The sequence below is a fragment of the Solimicrobium silvestre genome (assembly GCF_002976435.1).
GTDB lineage: Bacteria > Pseudomonadota > Gammaproteobacteria > Burkholderiales > Burkholderiaceae_D > Solimicrobium > Solimicrobium silvestre.
In genome coordinates this window covers 70,984-89,456 of record NZ_PUGF01000010.1, presented here as the reverse complement: position 1 = coordinate 89,456, position 18,473 = coordinate 70,984, and the positions used below count along the sequence as shown (strand labels likewise).

Sequence of the window (18,473 nt, the reverse complement as noted above, 5' to 3'; positions counted from 1 at the left end):
ACGGCAGCAACGTCCTATTCAAGCGATAATACGGTTTTGAGCTTTAATGAAATACCGTGCCCTCTTTAACTCCCTCAACAAGCGCAACGCTGGCAGATCAAATCGAAGATCTGCTGCCACAAACCCAATGTACTAAATGCGGGTTCCCAGCTTGTCGCCCCTATGCAGAAGCCATTGCGTCTGGTGCCGCTTTATATAATCAATGCCCGCCCGGTGGGGATCAAGGTATAGCGCGTTTAGCGCAACTGTTGCAGCAACCGATATTGCCACTCAACGTAACTCACGGCGTAGAACATCCGCGTGCTGTTGCCGTCATCGATGAAGCCATTTGCATAGGCTGCACGCTGTGCATACAAGCTTGCCCGGTCGATGCGATTGTTGGCGCCGCTAAACAAATGCATAGCGTTATCATCGATAAATGCACGGGCTGCGATTTATGCCTGCCGCCTTGCCCGGTTGATTGCATCAGCATGGTGAATGTGACAGGTGAACAAACCGGCTGGAATGCTTGGAGTGCGGAACAGGCCAATGCGGCGCGTGCTCGGCATGATTTTAGAATCACGCGTTTAGAACGTGAAAAACAAGAAAACGACGCACGCTTATTAGCCAAAGCGAGTGAAAAACTACGTATAACCCAAGCAGAAATAGCGACTACTCCAGAACAAGCTATTGAGCAGGCGCGTAAGAAAGCCATCATCAACGCAGCAATTGCGCGTGCTATGGCAAATAAACCAAAATAAATCACACAAAGATCACTAAAAATTCAGCATGAACGCATCTCAACGAATCAGCTTTTTCCAACGTCTGCAAACAACCAATCCACATCCCAGTACCGAGCTGGAATACACCACGCCGTTTGAATTACTAATTGCCGTTTTATTGTCTGCTCAAGCCACCGATGTGTCGGTTAATTTAGCTACACGCCGTCTGTATTTAGTGGCTAATACTCCGGCTAAAATACTGGCACTCGGTGAAGCGGAACTCATCCCCTTCATTGCCAGTATTGGCCTGTATAAAACCAAGGCCAAACACATCATCGCCACTTGCCAGATTTTATTAAACCAACATAACGGTCAAGTCCCGCGTGAACGCAGTGCTTTGGAAGCCTTACCCGGCGTTGGTCGTAAAACTGCTAACGTGGTTTTAAACAGTGCCTTTGGTGAACCGACTATTGCCGTCGACACGCATATTTTCCGGGTTGGCAATCGTACTGGTTTAGCGGTTGGCGAAACCGTAGAAAAAGTGGAGCAGCAACTACTAAAAAATGTGCCGGAAGAATTTAAACTCAACGCCCATCATTGGCTGATTTTGCATGGTCGTTATACCTGCAAGGCGCGTCAGCCATTATGCTGGAATTGCATGTTGACTGACTTATGCGACTACCAACAAAAAACCCCTATGCCGGGCAAAGGGGTTTAGCTGCAAGGGTGTAGCTGCTTAAGCTGCTGACAAGAACTAAATTAAACGATCCGGCAGGCTTCTTCAAATGTTAAACGTGGTGAACGCGGGAATAACTGAGCCGCGTCGCCATAGCCAAAATTACAAATAAAATTCACTTTTAAACTGCTACCGGCAAAAAAAGCAGCATTTACTTTATCTGCATCAAAGCCAGACATTGGTCCACAATCCAAACCAAGCGCACGCGCAGCCAGCATCAAATAACCACCTTGCAATGTGCCATTACGGAAGGCTGTGGCATCAATATTCGGTTGATTGCCGACAAACCATGATCGTGCATCGGCATGAGGAAATAACTGCGGTAATTTTTCATAAAATTCCATATCCATCGCAATAATCGCAGTCACTGGCGCGGCTTTGGTTTTTTCTTGATTACCCGGTGATAAGCAAGCCACTAATTTTTCTTTTTCTGCGGCGCTTTTCACAAAAACGATACGGGCAGGTGAACAATTGGCGGACGTTGCACCCCATTTTGCTAAATCATAAATTTGTTGACACAATTCATCACTAACTGGCTTATTTAGCCAGACATTATGAGTACGGGCTTCAGTAAAAAGAGTAGCGAGAGCGGCTTTATCTAACATGATTATTCCTTGTGAGTGGCAGAAAACAGCATCATAGCAGAGAGCGCTATGTCATAAAACGAAGCTTGTCCAAGTACAATAGCGGTTTACGAAAAAATTACTATTAGATTTTAATTATGTTTAATCCTACTCAAGACGATGTGCGCCGTTTTTTTTGCGAAACTTATCGAAAAAGTCTGGCGCGTGAAATCTTAACACCGCTGGAATCTATCGCCTCGGACTGGATTATGCAGCATCCCGAATATGAATCCGAGCTGGCTGATTTAAATGCCGCGCTGGAAGCGGATTATTCAGTCGACCAAGGGAAACCCAATCCGTTTTTACATTTGTCTATGCATTTATCTATTGCTGAACAAATTTCCATCAATCAACCTGTGGGAATTAAAGCGGCTTACCTCAATCTAGCGCACCGTCTTCAGTCCGAGCATGAAGCGCACCACGTAATGATGGAATGTCTTGGTGCCATGATCTGGGAATCTCAGCGTAATGGCATGCCGTTTGATGGCGCTGCTTACGTTGAAGCGGTGCAGCAAAAATTAAAGTAATAGTTAGATATGTGAATCCAAGATTATTAATTTCTGCAAACATCGAGTATTTCTTCAACTAATTCATCATCTAATTGCCGGCCCGCCGCCACCCTGAATCGATGGTGGCGGACTGAGACACGAATGACTTCGCTCTCACTATCAGCAACTGAGTCCCGCTCACTTCACATGACCTTATAAAGTCGAAGACTTCGGTACCAGCAATGCGCTACCCCTGCAACAGACTTTTTAGCACTTTATCGATGTCGATGCCATAAAATTCAGAGCGCACCGAATAAGGCTCACCGCAAGGAACCGTCAGCGAGCCGCCATTCTTTGCGCCGAGTTTCACTTCGTGGCGATCGGTACAGGCAGCAACCATTGCAGCCAAGGTCGATTCACCTCCGAATACCGGTTGATCTTCAATCTGCCTCACATCAATATCGGCGCGCAAGGTCTTACACATACTCAATCCGTCAATCAAAACTCCGTTCGGTGTCTCCGTCGTGCTGCGACGGCCGCCACAATCATCACGCATCAACTTGACAATAGATTGCAGCACCATCCGATCACGCTGGCTTTGGTTCGGCGCATGTGCTTTTGCGAACCCGGTTTCCTGAGCCAGTTTTCCCCATTGTGTTTCCATCGGGACACCAGCGCCGAGCAATGAAGGAAACCAGCGTGCCTGGCATTGTGCGTTTGCACCGCATTCAAGTGTGTGTGCAAAGTCGGGGGTTTTCCCCGCTCTTAATTCCTTGTAAAAATCATTGAAGCGAGCAAAGGCGCTGCCCTGCCCCTGACGTGCAGCAAGCCCATATACATAGACCGGCAGCCCGCATACATATTCGAGGCGGTTGCCAGCAATCGCTTTCGGCGTCAGTCCATGCCAGTCCTGCCGGTTGGTGTACAGAATGCATTGTGTCAATGCGTCGTCGACTTGCGCGGCGGCTTCTTCGCGAGAGAGCCAGCCTTTTTGTATTGACGTCAGCCAACGTAAAAATTCCGCGCCGCCTTCGTGTATCAAGCGAGAATCGGTATAAACATCAACTGCATCACGTAACTGGAAACGATGACTGAATTCGTGTGCTACCAGTAAGGTCAATTTTTCTCTTTCCTTGGGTCCAGGTTGTTGCGGCCAGTTATAAAACGAAGCAAGCAGAACGTCACCGGCATTGCCCCGTATGTTCGGCCCACCTGGCTCACTCGCAGCGACTGCGGCCAAAATTGGTGCTTTAAATACCGCATCCGGCAACACCGTTTTCAAGTACGAGACCGTGCCGTCAGCCACTTCTTTGATCTGCTCCACAGCAACTGGCGACAGGCGCGGATCGAAATACGCGATCGTTCCACCGGTCGACTCAACAGGTTCTTGCATCAGCAGCGCCGATGCATCACCGGTCGCTTGTGTATCTGCAATGACACTGCCCTTGTAGGCATGGCCTGCCGCAGCAATGCCCGGCGCAACAAAGCGGTAACTGAGTTTGCCGCAACTCTCGCTGACGGCATAATTCGAGGTGTGAACGTAGACGCCGCCAATCAGCGGAAATGCGCTCGGATAATAACCCGGTGGAGTGTTTGAAGTGGCTGGCACGCGAAAGCGCATGACAGAACAAGTATTCTTTGTGCGGCTCAGCACGTCGCCGGTCACGCTGCCGCAGTCATCGAGTGCTTGCCATGTCGCGCGGATAGGTTCGTCACTCCTGCTTTTATTCTCGAACGGCAACTCCTTGCACTGGTCTGGCAACGTATAGCTTACCTCCACGCCATCCGGCGCAGCGAGATTGATTTCCACCTTTACTTCGGCGGCCTGCACTGCAGTCCCAATGATTACGCAAAAACTGCCCAGTAACGCCACGTATCTGTGTGATTTACTCATGTAATTAACACCTTGGAAATAGGAAAAAACCCCTTGCAGCCAGCACCTACCGAAGGGAACTGGCTGAATGTTTATGGGTAATCGTTTACCCAACAATATTAGATTAGCAATCCCCGTGCCAGCTTGATATCTATATAAATCAATGAGTTGCAAAAATTATCTGAGTGAATTGTCCGGACAGTTGACCGGACACTAGTACAAAGATACCGCCATAAAAAAGAGATTAACTGGAGCCACATAACGTGAAGACGCTTAAGAATCGACGCATGAAGACAAAAGCCATTGCAATTTTAAAAGATAATTCCAAACCATGATAAAAATATCAAATCAGGTTTTCATTTAAGTTTTCTGAAAACTGACCGATAACAGAGCAAGATAACCGGAATTGTTTATGTCAACTATTACAAGTTCAGCACCAGCCAGTCCCTTCACTCCGCCAGCTTATGTTAACCCCGTTGCTTCTTCGTCAACCTACGCCGGGTTAAGCACTACAGCGACGAAGCTGGGTCTTGAATCAAGCATTGTCGCCAATCTGGGCAGCAGCTCTTCTGGCACGCCTTTGTATAATGCGGTCGGATTGCTGAATTCAATTATTACAGCTGGCCAGCCCGCAGCACCATCCAGCGCGACCTCGACAGGCTCTGCAGGTGCGACTCCGCCGGCATCCACTTCCGGTATTTATACTGCAAGTGGCACGGTGCAAGGTACCTCAACCAATCTCAATGCAAACTGGGCCACGATCCTGAAATCTGAGCCAGCCACGGCGGGTACGGTTGCAGCCGATTCCACGATACAAGGCATTCTGTCCTCGATTTCGACAACGGCCTGACCACAGCGGATTATTGGCCTTTGGGATTGCAACAAAAAAATGGCGTCAAGAAGCAAAAAAACCACGCATAAAGCGTGGTTTTTTATTGAAACAGGTGCCGACTTAACTACTTATTTGCGTAAAACCAAGCTACCAGGCAGGCTGTGAATATAAGCGGTGATATTTTCAATATCTTTCGCAGACAGTGCTTTTGCCTGACCGTTCATGATCGCATTTACACGTCCATTAGCGACTTCAGAACCGCGTTGATACGCAACTAAAGCATGCGTTAAGTAATCTTGATGTTGACCAGCCAGTTTAGGATAAGTAGGGTCAATTGGCGTCTTGAAATCTACACCATGACATGCAGCGCAACCAAATTTTTCTACTGCGGCTTTACCAGCATCAATATCACCACCCGCCCAAGAATTAGCTGCGACGGTCATTGACATTGCGACTCCTGCTAATAACAATAATTTTTTCATCGAAATCTTTCAGATACGTTATTTTTGTTGTGCGTAATAAGCGGCCAAATCAGCGATGTCTTGATCAGACAAACTTGCAGCGATACCGTGCATGGTTGGATGTTTGCGGTCGCCTTTTTTGTAAGCGTTTAAGGCGCTTTCCAAATATTTAGCGGATTGTCCACCCAACATAGGCACTTGATAAACTTCCGGGAAAGTCGCTTTGTAACCTGGAATGCCGTGACAGCCGATGCACATTGCCACTTTATTTTCAGCGGCTTTGGCATTACCAACGACGTCCGCTGCCAAGGCAACATTAACCATGCTTAATAGTGCAACGAGTGCAAAAATTTTTTTCATAATAAGAGATAAGTTGGCAATAATTGTGCAAAAGTTGAATGCAATCCGAAGGAATACGACAAATGTTGCCGTAATTCAAAGCTTGCGCCCAAAAACGATTTATTCTAACCGAACACTATCTTTCAGTCCATGTTCATGACATGAATCAATGCCAAGATTTTGATTTGTGTCTTATACAATCCACCTTGCAATCGATTCATCAACAAACTAAACTAATCGAACTTAGTTTAACTGGGGGATATTTATGCAAACTGTCAACATTCACGAAGCTAAAACCCATCTATCACGGCTAATTGAACAAGCCGCCAAAGGTGAGTCATTCATTATCGCAAAAGCAGGCAAACCGTTAGTTAAAGTGATGTCATTAACCTCACCAGAATCCGGGCAAGTGAAACGGCTAGGCTTTATGAGTGGACAACTGCGAATTCCAGACGATTTTAACCAAATGGGTAGCACTGAAATTGAACAGCTTTTCGGTAGTGGCGCATGAAACTACTGTTAGACACACAGCTATTATTATGGGCTGCCGGAGAACCCGAACGCTTATCGATGGAAGCTCGTAGCTTGATCGAAATTACAGAAAATGAGTTGTTTTTCAGTGCCGCCAGTCTGTGGGAAATTGCCATCAAACAAAGTCTGGGACGCGATGATTTTCAGGTAGACGCACGCTTACTGCGCCGTGGCTTGCTCGATAACGGCTATAGCGAGCTTCCGATTGGCAGTGAACATGCGGTAGCCATTTGCAGCTTACCGCCCATCCATAAAGACCCTTTTGACCGCATGCTAGTTGCTCAAGCGATGGTAGAAGGTATTGCCCTGCTTACTTCCGATTCTGTTGTGGCGCAATACCCTGGCCCCGTGCGCAAGGTTTGAATATCTTCGCGTACTTGTTGATATTTAGTATTAACGACCAATATCACGCTCAAGCGCGCTAACGTTTATACTATTTCCCATTCTTTTACTTACTAAATATCCTCACCATGCAAACACCCCAAACCCGTTTTGAAGGCTCAGAGAGCTATGTCGCCACCGATGATTTAAAGCTCGCGGTCAATGCAGCGCTCACTCTGCAACGCCCTTTGTTAATCAAAGGCGAACCCGGCACCGGCAAAACCATGCTGGCGGAAGAAGTCGCTGCAGCGTTAAATATGCCGCTCATGCAATGGCACATTAAATCCACCACCAAAGCGCAACAAGGTTTGTATGAGTATGATGCGGTGTCGCGTTTGCGTGACTCGCAACTCGGTGACGAGCGCGTTAAAGACATTCACAACTACATCGTCAAGGGCGTATTGTGGCAAGCGTTTACTGCCGACCAGCCCGTCGTTTTATTGATTGATGAAATTGATAAAGCCGATATTGAATTCCCTAACGATTTGTTACGTGAACTCGATCGTATGGAATTTTATGTCTATGAAACCCGCGAAATGGTACGCGCTGTACATCGCCCATTAGTCATCATCACGTCCAATAATGAAAAAGAATTGCCCGATGCGTTTTTGCGCCGCTGCTTTTTCCATTACATCAAATTCCCCGATGCAGAAACCATGCAAGAGATTGTTCGGGTACATTTCCCGACTTTAAAAAATGATTTATTGGCACAAGCCTTAACCAGTTTTTATGAAGTACGCGAAGTCGCCGGCATCAAGAAAAAACCATCTACCTCTGAATTATTGGACTGGTTAAAATTACTGTTAGCGGAAGACATTCCTGCCGAAGCATTACGCAGCAAAGATAATAAAGCCATCGTCCCGCCGCTGCACGGCGCCTTGCTTAAAAATGAGCAGGACGTACATTTGTTTGAGCGCATCGTCATGATGACGCGTCACAATCGCTAAACAGCTATAAGGATAAGCATGCAAGCAATTACTCTCACCGGTCGCTATGTCACGTTGGAACCGCTAGCCCAGGAACATTTAACTGGCCTGCAGGCAGCAGCAGCGGATGGACAACTCTGGAACCTGTTTTTTACCGGCGTACCGACAAAGGAAACTACCCAGCAATGGCTAGATACTGCACTAGCATTACAGGCTGATAAAAAAGCCCTGCCATTTGTGGTACGTGAAAATAGCAGCGGCGAAATTGTAGGAACTACTCGCTATTGCAATATTGAGATGAACCATAAGCGCTTAGAAATTGGTTTTACCTGGTATGCCAAACGGGTGCAGCGCGGTGCTGTCAATACCGAATGCAAATTACTGTTGTTGCGCCACGCTTTTGAACAACTCGAGTGCAACGTAGTGGAATTTCGAACTGACTGGTTCAACCAGACCTCCCAACGCGCTATTGAACGCTTGGGTGCCAAGCGCGACGGTGTATTGCGTAATCACGTGATTGCTCCGAATGGGCGAGTTAAGGACACCGTTGTTTACAGCATTTTAAATAATGAATGGAACGGCATTCAGGAACACTTACGCTTCAAACTTGAAAGACATTCTGCGTCATGTTAATTGGATTTTTCTTTACCCTCAAAGACGCCAAAATTCCGGTTTCTATCAAAGAATTTTTGATGCTGCTAGAAGCGTTGCAAAAAAATATAGCCAGCACTTCGCTAGATGATTTTTATTTTTTGGCACGCATCATCATGGTCAAAGATGAAGCTCATTTTGACAAATTTGATAAAGCGTTCGGCCTGTATTTCAAAGGGATAGACGCAATCTTTGAAAAGCATCCGGAAATCCCGCTTGATTGGCTAAAAAAGCGCTTAGAGCGCGAATTAACCGACGAACAAAAAGCGGCGATTGAAAAATTTGGTTACGACAAATTAATGGATCGTTTATCCGAATTACTCAAAGAGCAAAAAGAACGCCACGAAGGTGGCAATAAATGGATAGGTACTGGAGGCACTTCGCCATTTGGTCACGGTGGAACCAATCCGGAAGGTATTCGCATTGGCGGCAAAGGCGGTAAGCGCTCGGCGGTCAAAGTGTGGGAAGCCAGAGCTTATCGTGACTATGATACCGAACGTGAATTAGGCACGCGCAATATTAAAGTCGCGCTACGCCGCCTACGTAAATTTGCCAGGCACGGTGTAGCCGAAGAATTAGCCTTGGATGCCACCATCCAAGCAACCGCCCACAACGCGGGTTACCTTGATATTAAAATGCAGCCTGAGCGTAAAAACAACATTAAAGTTCTCATGTTGTTAGACGTCGGCGGCAGCATGGACGACCATATCGCGCGTACTGAAGAATTGTTTTCCGCCGCAAAAACCGAATTCAAAAATATGGAATTCTTTTACTTCCATAATTGCGTCTATGATTATTTATGGAAAAACAACCAGCGCCGCCATGCCGAAAAAATACCGACCTGGGATATTTTGCGTAAGTATCCCGCCGACACTAAATTAATTCTGGTCGGCGACGCAACCATGAGTCCCTATGAAGTTCTGCAACCTGGCGGCTCAGTGGAATACAACAACGAAGAAGCTGGCGCCACCTGGCTGCAACGGCTGACTAACACATTCCCAAAACATATCTGGCTCAATCCAGAACCTGAAGGCTTGTGGGAATATCGCCAATCGATAGCAGTGATTCGTCAGTTGGTGAGCAACCACATGTTTCCGGTGACGATAGAAGGGTTGGAACGTGGGATGCAGTTACTAAGTAAATAGCGAGATAATTTGTACTAGCTCAAACTTGAACGTACATAAAATGTCTGACCGAATCGAAACTTAAAACCACTCCATTAAATTTTTTAGTTACTACCTTTTAAATTTAAACTTAATTGACTGAAAGGTCACCTCTGCCAGTTGACATTGAATTTTATGTGGCGACTGTCCCTGTTGTGCCCTAAACGGTCGGTCAAGGCTCTCCATTGCCGCCGTTCGATAACCAATTTACGATAAATATAAATATGAAGTAGGGGTCAATAAGCGTAACGCATTTCACCGATCTTTCCCATCTAACATGCGGCGCAATAGATGAAGCCCATTGCACCTTACCTTGTACACCTTATACCGCGTTATGATTACGGCGCTTGAAATAACTGCGTATTTAAATCAACGCAATGTTAAATCTACGATTTTAAATTTAGATTGAAGTTCGCCATCGTCCCAAATTTCTGAAATAACGTACCGGGCTGAATTTTCAATATACCAATACGAAGTCACATTATTTATTATCGGAGTTTTGCAAACAAAAACTGTAGCGTTACCTGTAAGTAATGCGTTAATTTTTGATGCGGGAAATAGATCTTGTGGAACACATTCAGTGGTGAAAATATCTTTTTCAGATAATCGTTGTTCAATCGTAAATTTGGAACTAATCGAAAAAAGTTTGCCACTAATAAGTTGGACTTGATCAGGAGAGGGAAGCTCATGTTCAGGAAAACGACTACTCCAATTTAGTACCGAAGCAAGCCCAAATACATGGATAAAGGACTGGTTGAGTTCAGCCATGTCTTTAGTTGCTGGAAATGAGTGGTATGCAAATTCAAGATTATTAGGTAATTTTGCAAAATGCATGACTGAATTATTAAGATGCTCGCCAGTCGGATCAAGAAGTTCAAATTTGATTGATTCAATTTCTTGATTAGCTGTTGGTCTCATTGCTCCTAACTGCGATGCCGAATCAAACCTTTCAGATTTGACTAATGTTTGCGCGCTTTCCAAGTCAAGAATTCTTGTTGCTGGAGGACTAGCGTTTTTATTGGGCATTGATGTTGATGAACATGCAGCGAATAATAGAATCCACGAAAACTTCAACAAGATTTTACAAGCGTTTAATTTAGTCATATATATAAATAATGGTTAATTGAAATTCCTAAAAACTGTCAGCAAAGTGCCGAGGCCGTGTAAAAACAAGAATTCGCGCTGCAATTAAATTATTAGCGCTCAATCCGGCTTAGGAAGCAACTTACGACGCGTCAGTTTAATCGGAAATATTCCTTTTGAACATCCCATTTTTTTGAGCGCGATTCATAAAACGGCCTAATTCGCGTTTAAATTAGCTCTGATTCGACCTAAAAAGCCCACCTCATCCCTGCATCGCCTGCATTAATGGTGCGATCCCGATAATTTTTATCATGCGCTTCATGTTGTACGCCAGCACATGCAAACTCATTTCGGTGTCCACGTGTTTTAGCGTTCGCATTAGGAAGTGCTGCGCGCCCATCCAGAATTTGATCGTGCCGAAGGTGTGCTCAACTGTTTCGCGGCGGATGCGCATCGCTTGCGGGAAATGATCCAAGCGGCGCGGCGTTGGGGACTTGGTGTGCATTGGCTTTTTAACGGACACGTTTTGCAGCCAGATGCCCAGTATTTATGTGAAGTTATTCCGCGTTCAACAACGGTCATACGTTTAATTAGCTGTTGACCCGCTGGACAGCGATACACATCGTTGCTCGCATCGTAGATGAAATCATCTTTGCCGAAGCGTCCATCGGAGGTGGCATTCGATGTCACGCTCTTGGCGACAATCGCTTTGATGTTGGCTTGGTCGCAGGCCAGTATTTCTGTGTTCTTGTAATAGCCTCGATCACCGATGGCGGTGAGTTCTTTGACTCCCATTGCGTCCCGTGCTTGGGTCGCCATATTGAATAATTGATCGCGGTCGTTGCCGTCGTTGCTCACTTCGTGTGCGACGATTAAATGGTGCTTAGTATCGACGGCGGTTTGCACGTTGTAGCCGACGATACCGCTGCCGCGCGTGCGCATCGAGCGTGCATCGGGATCGGTTTGGGACAGTTGATTATCGGGTGCGTCGTCGAGCTGCTCTTTGATATGGGCAAGCTGTTTCATTTGCGTTTGGAGCTTGGCAATCTTTTGGTGTAGTCGCTCGGTACGTGCTTGTTTGATCTCCGGTTCGTGGCGATCTGCGGTGTCTAATTCGGTTAAGTATTGGTTGATGCTGGATTCAATTTCCTTCATCCGGTACTCGACTTTGCCCTTGGTAAAATTCTTATCGCGGTTATTCACCGCTTTGAATTTACTGCCGTCGATTGTTACCAGTGATTCTGCAAAGAGATCGAGTTTCTGGCACACCGCGACGAACTGACGGCAGACATTGCGAATGGCTGTGCCGTTGTCTTTGCGGAAGTTAGCGATGGTTTTAAAGTCGGGCGTTAAGCGGCCAGTGAGCCACATCAATTCGATATTACGTTGCGCTTCGCGCTCCAAGCGGAGACTGGATTGGATGCGGTTAAGGTAGCCATACACGTAAAGTTTAAGTAGGACGGCGGGATGGTAGGACGGGCGTCCTGTTACAGCGGGAGTTACGCCTTCAAATCCGAGTGCTTGCAGATTTAGATTGTCGACAAACACATCGACCACCCGCACCGGATTCTCTTCGGTCACATAATCATCCAGCACCTCCTGCAGCAGCGTGCTTTGGGTGCGGTGCTCTCCTTGGATAAATCGCTTCATCAACGCTCCTTAACGTGGATTCGACTTTTTATATAACGCTTGAGAGGGATTTCTGTTTACATCGTTGAGTAATTTTTTAGGATTATTTTTGATGGCGAACAAGACTGCGTTTTGACACAGCCTCTGCCGACAGTGAGCAGATGCCGACATATGGCCAACGTCCGCTTCAGAATTATCACCGGGCATGCGTTATGACACAACCTCTGCTGCTGCGAACAGCCGATCATAGTAATTTCTTCGACATCAAGATGCAATCCAGTTCAATTCCCCTTGGCGAATTGTATTTCGCGATTTCTATCCCCTGAAACCCGCATGAACGATAAAATGGGGCGGCGTTTAGGGTGGATTCGAGATTCAATTCAATGAGACCAACATCAATTGCGATGTGTTCAAGGTGCTTGATGATTTTTGCACCAATACCAAACCGTACTCTTTGTGGGTGAACAAATACCGCATCCACTTTGCCAGTTTGGAGGTTCACCTTTCCAGTTCCAACGATTTCATGGTCAATTTCGGCAACCCAAAAACCATCGTCAACAACATCACTAAAATATTCAGGTGGTTCACCCGAAGTCCACTTCATAATTAAATCGAATGGATAATGTTTGGAACATTGCGCCGTAATCGCAAGATTCCGTATTTCCCACACAATCGATGAATCGGCTCGATTAGCCTTTCGTATCAACATATATCCCCCAAAATTGGTGCTTGTAGCAGAAGTCGGCTATGTGCCGATTGTGACTATAGGTCGACACCCAGTCAATGACAGCCTCAGATTCATCACCATGCATACGTTTTGACACGAACTATACCGAAACCACCCATCTGGCAAAAACGTTTTCGACATTAATCTTATTCGTAATTATTTAGCTTCTTTTGAATATTTGCGCATAACCTTTCAAATTCGTGCCACGAATACTCAACAGAATCAGGCCTAACATTCATCTATTTCCAACGAACTAATGATCAATAATTAAACCTGACTCTGTGTGGATTTAACAAAAATCGGATGTTCAGAGGCCACCCGGGAAACTTTTTTTCCCAATTATGCCGCCCGCAGCGCATAGGTTAATGTAATGGACGCCTCCCGCACTGCCGGATGGGTTCCTCGATAACCGCCATTCATACCCAATGCCCAGATTTCTCAGAACCTCTCTTTCAACCAGTGAAACAATTCCACAGCCCATCATTCAAGGCGGCCGAATACAACAATGGTTGTTTAATTGATGTCGTTAATTCTGCTTGCAGCAAGCATTTACGAGAGCCGTGGCGGCAGCCTCCGCCGCGTTGACCTGATCCGGTGGCAAGTTCTGCAACATACTTGCGGTGACAGGGTTATCGTTAGGATTTTCATTGAGAATTTGGGCACGTGCAAGATTGTAGGTCAACGCCATCTGTAAGTTTCTTGGAATAAGCCTGCCACCTTCATACATTGTGGCAAGCCACCCCAGTGCTTTAGTATTTCCTTGTGTAGCGGGTTGAGTCAAATAATCAACCACGTCCTTTTGCCATTGGATTACATTCGGATCGGAATAATCTATTTGAATCTCTGGCGAGAAATTTAAACCTTCAGGGTTTTCGATGGCGAATCCAATTGCTGCTTCTGCGAGACCAGCTTTAGCGGCAATCCGCAAATAATCCAAACGCTCTTTCGGGCTGATATTTAAATCTGCGCATACGGGTTGAGCATCTTTTATGTAAGATTTCGTAGAGTCGAGAATAAGTTTTTCCGTTTCAATCGGCAACAAATTTAACGTTCGTTGTGCATCGGTGCTGCGCGAGCAAATCGACTCGGCACGATAGATGTTGAAGGCCGCATCCTTGTCGCCTTTGTTTGCAGCGGCATATTGTGTTTTTACGAATTGACTCACAGTAAGGCCATTCAAATTAAAATAGCCCGCAATATCCCTAAACTTTTTAGACCCATCGCTGATTGAGGGAGAATTCTTGAAATCGGAAAACCATTTCCTTCCTGACTGTGGCAAATCTTTAGCTTGATTGGTGATCTGTGGCGATGCTGGTGGAAGGACTGATTCCCGTAGCCAATAAGACAAAACCCATAGGATTACAGCCGCTAAGAACGCACCCGCAATCACAATAGTGATCAGTGGTTTTGGCTTCCTGTACGTTGCTTCGTTGTTAGGTTGCGTAGTCACGAACTGTCTTCCCTAAGTTTTGACCAATCAAATTCTTATTAAATTGAACGTCTATCGGGCGACTGGTTTGCGCCGATTGCGCCCTGTTCGCTTCATTAGTCATTCTTTAAATTCGTACGCCCCATTCAATTTTTTGATTGAAAAGAGGCCTGCATAATCAGGGAAAATTTTTGTGCGCACATAAAAGTAAAAAAATATCAGCGCGCATGAAATTGAAATCATTGTTCCAATATATATTGGTGCCTTTTCGAAGTTACTAATTTGCTTAGGAACCTGTATTACAGAAAGTAAGATTGTGACGTTGTATGCCCATGCTTTATTTTGGGTAAACCCCCATGCAAACAATAATGTCCAGGCAGCACCCAATATTGCTCCGACTAATCCGCCAATTGCACCGTACTGTCCACCATAGACAAAGCCAGCGACTAATCCAACCAGCACCTGGACATATGCGATAACGATTACGGCCTTTATCAGGCCTTTGTACTTCTCGCATAGCCCCGGGTTAGCATAAGATGCAATAATATTTGCGATAAATCGGCCGCTCATACCTTCGCCAGTTAGCTTCTCGAAGACAGACTTTTTACTTTCCCCAGTTCCCAACATTTCCAGAGCTATTTTTTTCGCTTCGTTTTTTTTCATGATCTAAGCTATTTTATTGAACTATTGTTTCGCTGAATGCTTCGCGAGCTAAATAAGTCGAGTCACTTTTCGACCATCTGTTTTTTCATTTCTAAATCATCGGCCAGTGACCGCAACGTACCGATAGTACTCATTAATCGCGTCCACCCAATGTCCACAATATAAAAGCAGACATTACGTTTCAAAACCATTTAAACAATCATTACCTATTAAGGAGTCGGCTTACTTGATTCGTCAGTTTCAGGTTGCGGTGATTTAACTTCACTTGCATGTTCAATGATCGGTTTCGGATCAGGTGGATTATATTTGTCTAAGAATTTAAATAAAGCTTCATAGAACCGATAGGAATCCTTGACATAAGTTAGCCCATGTCCTTCATCGGCGAATTCAACCCATTCATACACTTTGTGATTTGCATCAAGTGCTTGCATCATATTTTTGCTATGCGAAATCGGTACGCGTCGGTCATCTTCCCCGTGCAGCAATAAAAGTGGCGCTTTGATCTGATCGGCATGTTTGAGAGGTGAAACCTGTGCAAACTGTTCCTTGCTCATGGCGATATCACCGATTCGACTACGCTGAACTTCACGCGTTATCTTATTGTGATTTCTGTCTGAAGAATCTTCCAGCATGTCGCCAATGTCTGATACGCCGGCAAAACTGATTCCACACTGATACAGATCTGGTGTTTTCACAAGCCCCCATAAAGCGGCATAACCACCATAACTGGCGCCATAGATACATATCCGTTTTGGATCAGCGATGCCTTCTTTAATTAAATAATCAACGCCGGCAGTAATGTCATCCTGCATTGATTTACCCCATTGCTGGTATCCTGCTTCCTGAAACTTTAGCCCGAATCCATAGGAACCTCGGAATTGTGGTTGGAATATTGCATAGCCACGATCCGCCAACAATTGAACTTCCATGTTCCAATCCCAAGTGTCTCGCACCCATGGCCCTCCGTGGATCAAAACGATGGTTGGCTGCATGCCCTTGGCGTTAGCTGGCCTGGTGAGATACGCAGGAATCACAAAGCCGTCTTTGGATGGGTAGGAAATAATTTCCATCGGCAGCATTTTGTCCGGATCAATTTTCGGTTTAGCTTCGGCTACCAGGTGCATCTTCATAGTGGGAATATCGAGAATAAACCATCTTCCTGGGTCAATATCGCTATAAGAAAAAACCAGAATTCGGTTAGCTGTATCTCCAGATATGATGTTAATGCGCTTTGGTAGTGCCGCATCAACTGTTTTTTGAATTTGATCCCAATCCGGATCAAACCAGAACCGTTGCGGCATCATGCCATTCGTTAACACGCTTGTAAATGAATCGAGGTTAATGCCCTCGACATCAAGAATGTCCTGAGTTGGGTGGCCTGCCATCATTTCACCAATTTCATGTTTGACCGTGTCGTAACTGAATATGGCTCTGGTATCTCTGCCCATGTTGGAAGAAATGATCAAGGTGTTTTCTTTATCGGAAACGGCTACGGGAAACCAGTAATTGTCGGTGACTTTAAATTCGTCCAATTTCACCCATGGCTTGGTGGTATCGGGTCTATACCAGTTTGTTACTGTAGTTACGTCTTTCCAAAAAGCTGAGTTGAACATGGTGATTGCTCTTAACTGACCATGCTTATCAAATGTCCAGTGATCAGGAGTGCCGAAACCTGGCAATGAAAATCCAGTCATTTTCCCTGTTTTCGCATTCACTATCGAAATATCATCGTCACGGAAATCGTCGTGAACCAGCAACATCGGCGAGTCTGGTTGACCTGTATTGAGCTTGCCAATAACAATATCACCAATATCAGTAACCGACTTTCCTTCTAGCGTAATCGTTTCTGAGTATGCGCCAAAATCAACAGCGAGCAAGTCATTGCCTATCCAAAAAACTTTGCGTGCTTCTTTGCTGTATCGAATATTTCCTCTTGTAGTCCATTTTCCGGAATTAATTAGTTTCGCTTTGTTCGTATCGACATCAATTAGAATGATGCCGTGATTCATCCCGGTGAATGCGATCGCCGCAATATGCTTTCCATCCGGCGATAAGGTGGCTGCCTGTATTCCTGCTGGACTGAGCGCATCATCGAACGTCAATGCGGCTACGCAGACCGGTGCGCAGGCCAAGCTAAACAAAATAATGAAGTGAACGAATTTTTTCAGAAGCGGGAGAAAGGCCATATTGGGTATATTAATTTATTATTCAGGCGAGGATATATAACAGTTTGGGTTTTGGCTATGCCCTAAATAGGGCATTTATCATTTATATGTGAAATATTTAACAGGATGTCCGAACGGCTGGTTCACGCCGATTCCGAGCTTTCGCTAAAATCCACTATCTTGCTCCCGACGTTTACATTTCAGTCGTTTGAATAGTTAACAAAATTCTTTACTAACAAGTCAATAATTGCTATGTCATCTGGTAGTTTCTGTTTAATGAAGCCACGACTAGAACAAATAATTAGTTCCCCTTAAAGCGCCAAGCGTAAGTCTGGCTAACTTTCAACTGTTCCTTACACCCTTTTATCTCAACTTTAATACCACCGAATTCATCACGGTGCGCGCGTGCAATCGCATGCATATTCACCAAAATGCCACGATTGATTTGCCAGAACTGTTCTGCGTCTAACCCTTTCTGCAAATCTTTAATGGCGGTACGTATCAAGCCTTCATCGGTGGCACTGACTACGCGGGTATAGCGGGTATCTGATTCAAAAAACAAAATATCTTCTACGGGAAAAATCTGGATAGATTTACCGGCATTAGCGCTTATCCAGCGTATGCGTTCCTTGCTCGCATTTTCGCTTAACCGTTTTTCAAATGTTTCCATCATTTGAAGTAAGCCTAACGATTTTTCACCGGTTGCGAGTTTGTTCTGTACTCGTTCTATGGTCTGAGCCAAGCGCTGGCCTTGAATAGGTTTTAACAAATAATCACAGGCGGCCAGATTAAATGCATCAATCGCATGCACGTCATAGGCAGTAACAAAGACGATGTTGCACTTACCGTCGGTAGCGCGCGCGACATCCAAACCGCTTAAGCCCGGCATACGAATATCTAAAAATGCGATATCTGGCTGATGTTTAACAATTGCATCCAGCGCCTCACTACCATCTTCACATTCCGCGACAATCACCAACTGTGGCCAAGCTTCGCTGAGCATGCGGCGCAGTTCATCACGTTGTAAATACTCATCATCGGCAATAACCGCTGTCGGCATGTTGTCCCCTCA

At 45.5% G+C, this 18,473-nt stretch carries 19 protein-coding genes and 1 pseudogene; 9 read left to right on the top strand and 11 right to left on the bottom strand.

Annotated features, from left to right (window positions below):
• Positions 1-56 precede the first annotated feature (56 nt).
• Both rsxB and nth read left to right on the top strand, forming a co-directional pair.
• On the top strand, positions 57-740 hold the full coding sequence (rsxB, locus tag S2091_RS11705) for an electron transport complex subunit RsxB (RefSeq protein WP_105532030.1): 684 nt from the start codon (positions 57-59) through the stop codon (positions 738-740).
• A gap of 28 nt (positions 741-768) precedes the next feature.
• Positions 769-1,419, top strand: coding sequence for an endonuclease III (gene nth, locus S2091_RS11700; RefSeq protein ID WP_105532029.1), 651 nt, complete (start codon positions 769-771; stop codon positions 1,417-1,419).
• A 41-nt stretch (positions 1,420-1,460) separates the two neighbouring features.
• Here nth and S2091_RS11695 read toward each other — a convergent pair whose 3' ends face one another.
• Positions 1,461-2,042: a malonic semialdehyde reductase gene (locus S2091_RS11695; protein WP_423828237.1), complete on the bottom strand. Its 582-nt coding sequence runs from the start codon at positions 2,040-2,042 to the stop codon at positions 1,461-1,463.
• 116 nt (positions 2,043-2,158) lie between these two features.
• Between S2091_RS11695 and S2091_RS11690 the strand changes: the two genes are divergently transcribed.
• Positions 2,159-2,587, top strand: a complete 429-nt coding sequence (locus S2091_RS11690) for a DUF1841 family protein (RefSeq protein ID WP_105532025.1) — start codon at positions 2,159-2,161, stop codon at positions 2,585-2,587.
• Between the two features lie 208 nt (positions 2,588-2,795).
• Here the strand turns inward: S2091_RS11690 and S2091_RS11685 are convergent, their stop codons facing one another.
• On the bottom strand, positions 2,796-4,442 hold the full coding sequence (locus S2091_RS11685) for a hypothetical protein (protein WP_105532023.1): 1,647 nt from the start codon (positions 4,440-4,442) through the stop codon (positions 2,796-2,798).
• Positions 4,443-4,833: 391 nt separating this feature from the next.
• On the opposite strand from S2091_RS11685, the gene S2091_RS11680 reads away from it, so the two are divergent.
• Positions 4,834-5,271 carry a hypothetical protein gene (locus S2091_RS11680; protein WP_105532021.1) on the top strand — a complete coding sequence of 146 codons (438 nt, stop codon included), beginning with the start codon at positions 4,834-4,836 and terminating at the stop codon, positions 5,269-5,271.
• Positions 5,272-5,381: 110 nt separating this feature from the next.
• Here S2091_RS11680 and S2091_RS11675 read toward each other — a convergent pair whose 3' ends face one another.
• Positions 5,382-5,735 (bottom strand): c-type cytochrome, encoded by a 354-nt coding sequence (locus tag S2091_RS11675; protein WP_105532019.1) that lies wholly within the window; start codon positions 5,733-5,735, stop codon positions 5,382-5,384.
• An 18-nt stretch (positions 5,736-5,753) separates the two neighbouring features.
• The gene (locus S2091_RS11670; RefSeq protein WP_105532018.1) at positions 5,754-6,074 is read right to left on the bottom strand and encodes a c-type cytochrome; all 321 of its coding nucleotides are present in this window, start codon (positions 6,072-6,074) and stop codon (positions 5,754-5,756) included.
• A 244-nt stretch (positions 6,075-6,318) separates the two neighbouring features.
• Between S2091_RS11670 and S2091_RS11665 the strand changes: the two genes are divergently transcribed.
• The 5 genes from S2091_RS11665 (at position 6,319) to S2091_RS11645 (ending at position 9,687) form a co-directional block, all read left to right on the top strand.
• On the top strand, positions 6,319-6,564 hold the full coding sequence (locus tag S2091_RS11665) for a type II toxin-antitoxin system Phd/YefM family antitoxin (protein WP_105532017.1): 246 nt from the start codon (positions 6,319-6,321) through the stop codon (positions 6,562-6,564).
• On the top strand, positions 6,561-6,947 hold the full coding sequence (locus S2091_RS11660) for a type II toxin-antitoxin system VapC family toxin (RefSeq protein ID WP_105532015.1): 387 nt from the start codon (positions 6,561-6,563) through the stop codon (positions 6,945-6,947). The genes S2091_RS11665 and S2091_RS11660 overlap by 4 nt, the downstream gene beginning before the upstream one ends.
• Before the next feature lie 107 nt (positions 6,948-7,054).
• Positions 7,055-7,912, top strand: a complete 858-nt coding sequence (locus S2091_RS11655) for an AAA family ATPase (protein ID WP_105532013.1) — start codon at positions 7,055-7,057, stop codon at positions 7,910-7,912.
• A gap of 18 nt (positions 7,913-7,930) precedes the next feature.
• Positions 7,931-8,524 (top strand): GNAT family N-acetyltransferase, encoded by a 594-nt coding sequence (locus S2091_RS11650; RefSeq protein WP_165794979.1) that lies wholly within the window; start codon positions 7,931-7,933, stop codon positions 8,522-8,524.
• Entirely contained in the window at positions 8,518-9,687 is a 1,170-nt protein-coding gene (locus S2091_RS11645) for a vWA domain-containing protein (protein WP_105532010.1), read from the top strand. Before S2091_RS11650 ends, S2091_RS11645 begins: the two co-directional genes overlap by 7 nt.
• Positions 9,688-10,074: 387 nt before the next feature.
• Here S2091_RS11645 and S2091_RS11640 read toward each other — a convergent pair whose 3' ends face one another.
• The 7 genes and pseudogenes from S2091_RS11640 to S2091_RS11610 all read right to left on the bottom strand — a co-directional run bounded on the left by S2091_RS11640 (position 10,075) and on the right by S2091_RS11610 (position 18,461).
• Positions 10,075-10,731: a hypothetical protein gene (locus S2091_RS11640; RefSeq protein WP_133166898.1), complete on the bottom strand. Its 657-nt coding sequence runs from the start codon at positions 10,729-10,731 to the stop codon at positions 10,075-10,077.
• Between the two features lie 319 nt (positions 10,732-11,050).
• A pseudogene (locus S2091_RS11635) lies at positions 11,051-12,438 on the bottom strand (IS1182 family transposase).
• Between the two features lie 223 nt (positions 12,439-12,661).
• A complete protein-coding gene (locus S2091_RS11630) occupies positions 12,662-13,021 on the bottom strand; it encodes a GNAT family N-acetyltransferase (RefSeq protein ID WP_207769686.1) in 360 nt (119 codons plus the stop codon).
• Positions 13,022-13,670: 649 nt separating this feature from the next.
• On the bottom strand, positions 13,671-14,594 hold the full coding sequence (locus tag S2091_RS11625; RefSeq protein WP_105532004.1) for a hypothetical protein: 924 nt from the start codon (positions 14,592-14,594) through the stop codon (positions 13,671-13,673).
• Between the two features lie 99 nt (positions 14,595-14,693).
• Positions 14,694-15,236, bottom strand: coding sequence for a hypothetical protein (locus S2091_RS11620; protein WP_105532002.1), 543 nt, complete (start codon positions 15,234-15,236; stop codon positions 14,694-14,696).
• Between the two features lie 209 nt (positions 15,237-15,445).
• On the bottom strand, positions 15,446-17,422 hold the full coding sequence (locus tag S2091_RS11615; protein ID WP_105532000.1) for an alpha/beta hydrolase family protein: 1,977 nt from the start codon (positions 17,420-17,422) through the stop codon (positions 15,446-15,448).
• Between the two features lie 280 nt (positions 17,423-17,702).
• A complete protein-coding gene (locus S2091_RS11610) occupies positions 17,703-18,461 on the bottom strand; it encodes a LytR/AlgR family response regulator transcription factor (RefSeq protein ID WP_105531998.1) in 759 nt (252 codons plus the stop codon).
• Positions 18,462-18,473: the final 12 nt, after the last annotated feature.

Excerpts from the sequence above, each read along its gene's own strand:
- nth (WP_105532029.1), top strand. The coding sequence starts at position 769 with ATGAACGCATCTCAACGAATCAGCTTTTTCCAACGTCTGCAAACAACC.
- S2091_RS11695 (WP_423828237.1), bottom strand. The coding sequence starts at position 2,042 with ATGTTAGATAAAGCCGCTCTCGCTACTCTTTTTACTGAAGCCCGTACT.
- S2091_RS11690 (WP_105532025.1), top strand. The coding sequence starts at position 2,159 with ATGTTTAATCCTACTCAAGACGATGTGCGCCGTTTTTTTTGCGAAACT.
- S2091_RS11685 (WP_105532023.1), bottom strand. The coding sequence starts at position 4,442 with ATGAGTAAATCACACAGATACGTGGCGTTACTGGGCAGTTTTTGCGTA.
- S2091_RS11680 (WP_105532021.1), top strand. The coding sequence starts at position 4,834 with ATGTCAACTATTACAAGTTCAGCACCAGCCAGTCCCTTCACTCCGCCA.
- S2091_RS11675 (WP_105532019.1), bottom strand. The coding sequence starts at position 5,735 with ATGAAAAAATTATTGTTATTAGCAGGAGTCGCAATGTCAATGACCGTC.
- S2091_RS11670 (WP_105532018.1), bottom strand. The coding sequence starts at position 6,074 with ATGAAAAAAATTTTTGCACTCGTTGCACTATTAAGCATGGTTAATGTT.
- S2091_RS11665 (WP_105532017.1), top strand. The coding sequence starts at position 6,319 with ATGCAAACTGTCAACATTCACGAAGCTAAAACCCATCTATCACGGCTA.
- S2091_RS11660 (WP_105532015.1), top strand. The coding sequence starts at position 6,561 with ATGAAACTACTGTTAGACACACAGCTATTATTATGGGCTGCCGGAGAA.
- S2091_RS11655 (WP_105532013.1), top strand. The coding sequence starts at position 7,055 with ATGCAAACACCCCAAACCCGTTTTGAAGGCTCAGAGAGCTATGTCGCC.
- S2091_RS11650 (WP_165794979.1), top strand. The coding sequence starts at position 7,931 with ATGCAAGCAATTACTCTCACCGGTCGCTATGTCACGTTGGAACCGCTA.
- S2091_RS11645 (WP_105532010.1), top strand. The coding sequence starts at position 8,518 with ATGTTAATTGGATTTTTCTTTACCCTCAAAGACGCCAAAATTCCGGTT.
- S2091_RS11640 (WP_133166898.1), bottom strand. The coding sequence starts at position 10,731 with ATGCCCAATAAAAACGCTAGTCCTCCAGCAACAAGAATTCTTGACTTG.
- S2091_RS11630 (WP_207769686.1), bottom strand. The coding sequence starts at position 13,021 with ATGAAGTGGACTTCGGGTGAACCACCTGAATATTTTAGTGATGTTGTT.
- S2091_RS11620 (WP_105532002.1), bottom strand. The coding sequence starts at position 15,236 with ATGAAAAAAAACGAAGCGAAAAAAATAGCTCTGGAAATGTTGGGAACT.
- S2091_RS11615 (WP_105532000.1), bottom strand. The coding sequence starts at position 17,422 with ATGGCCTTTCTCCCGCTTCTGAAAAAATTCGTTCACTTCATTATTTTG.
- S2091_RS11610 (WP_105531998.1), bottom strand. The coding sequence starts at position 18,461 with ATGCCGACAGCGGTTATTGCCGATGATGAGTATTTACAACGTGATGAA.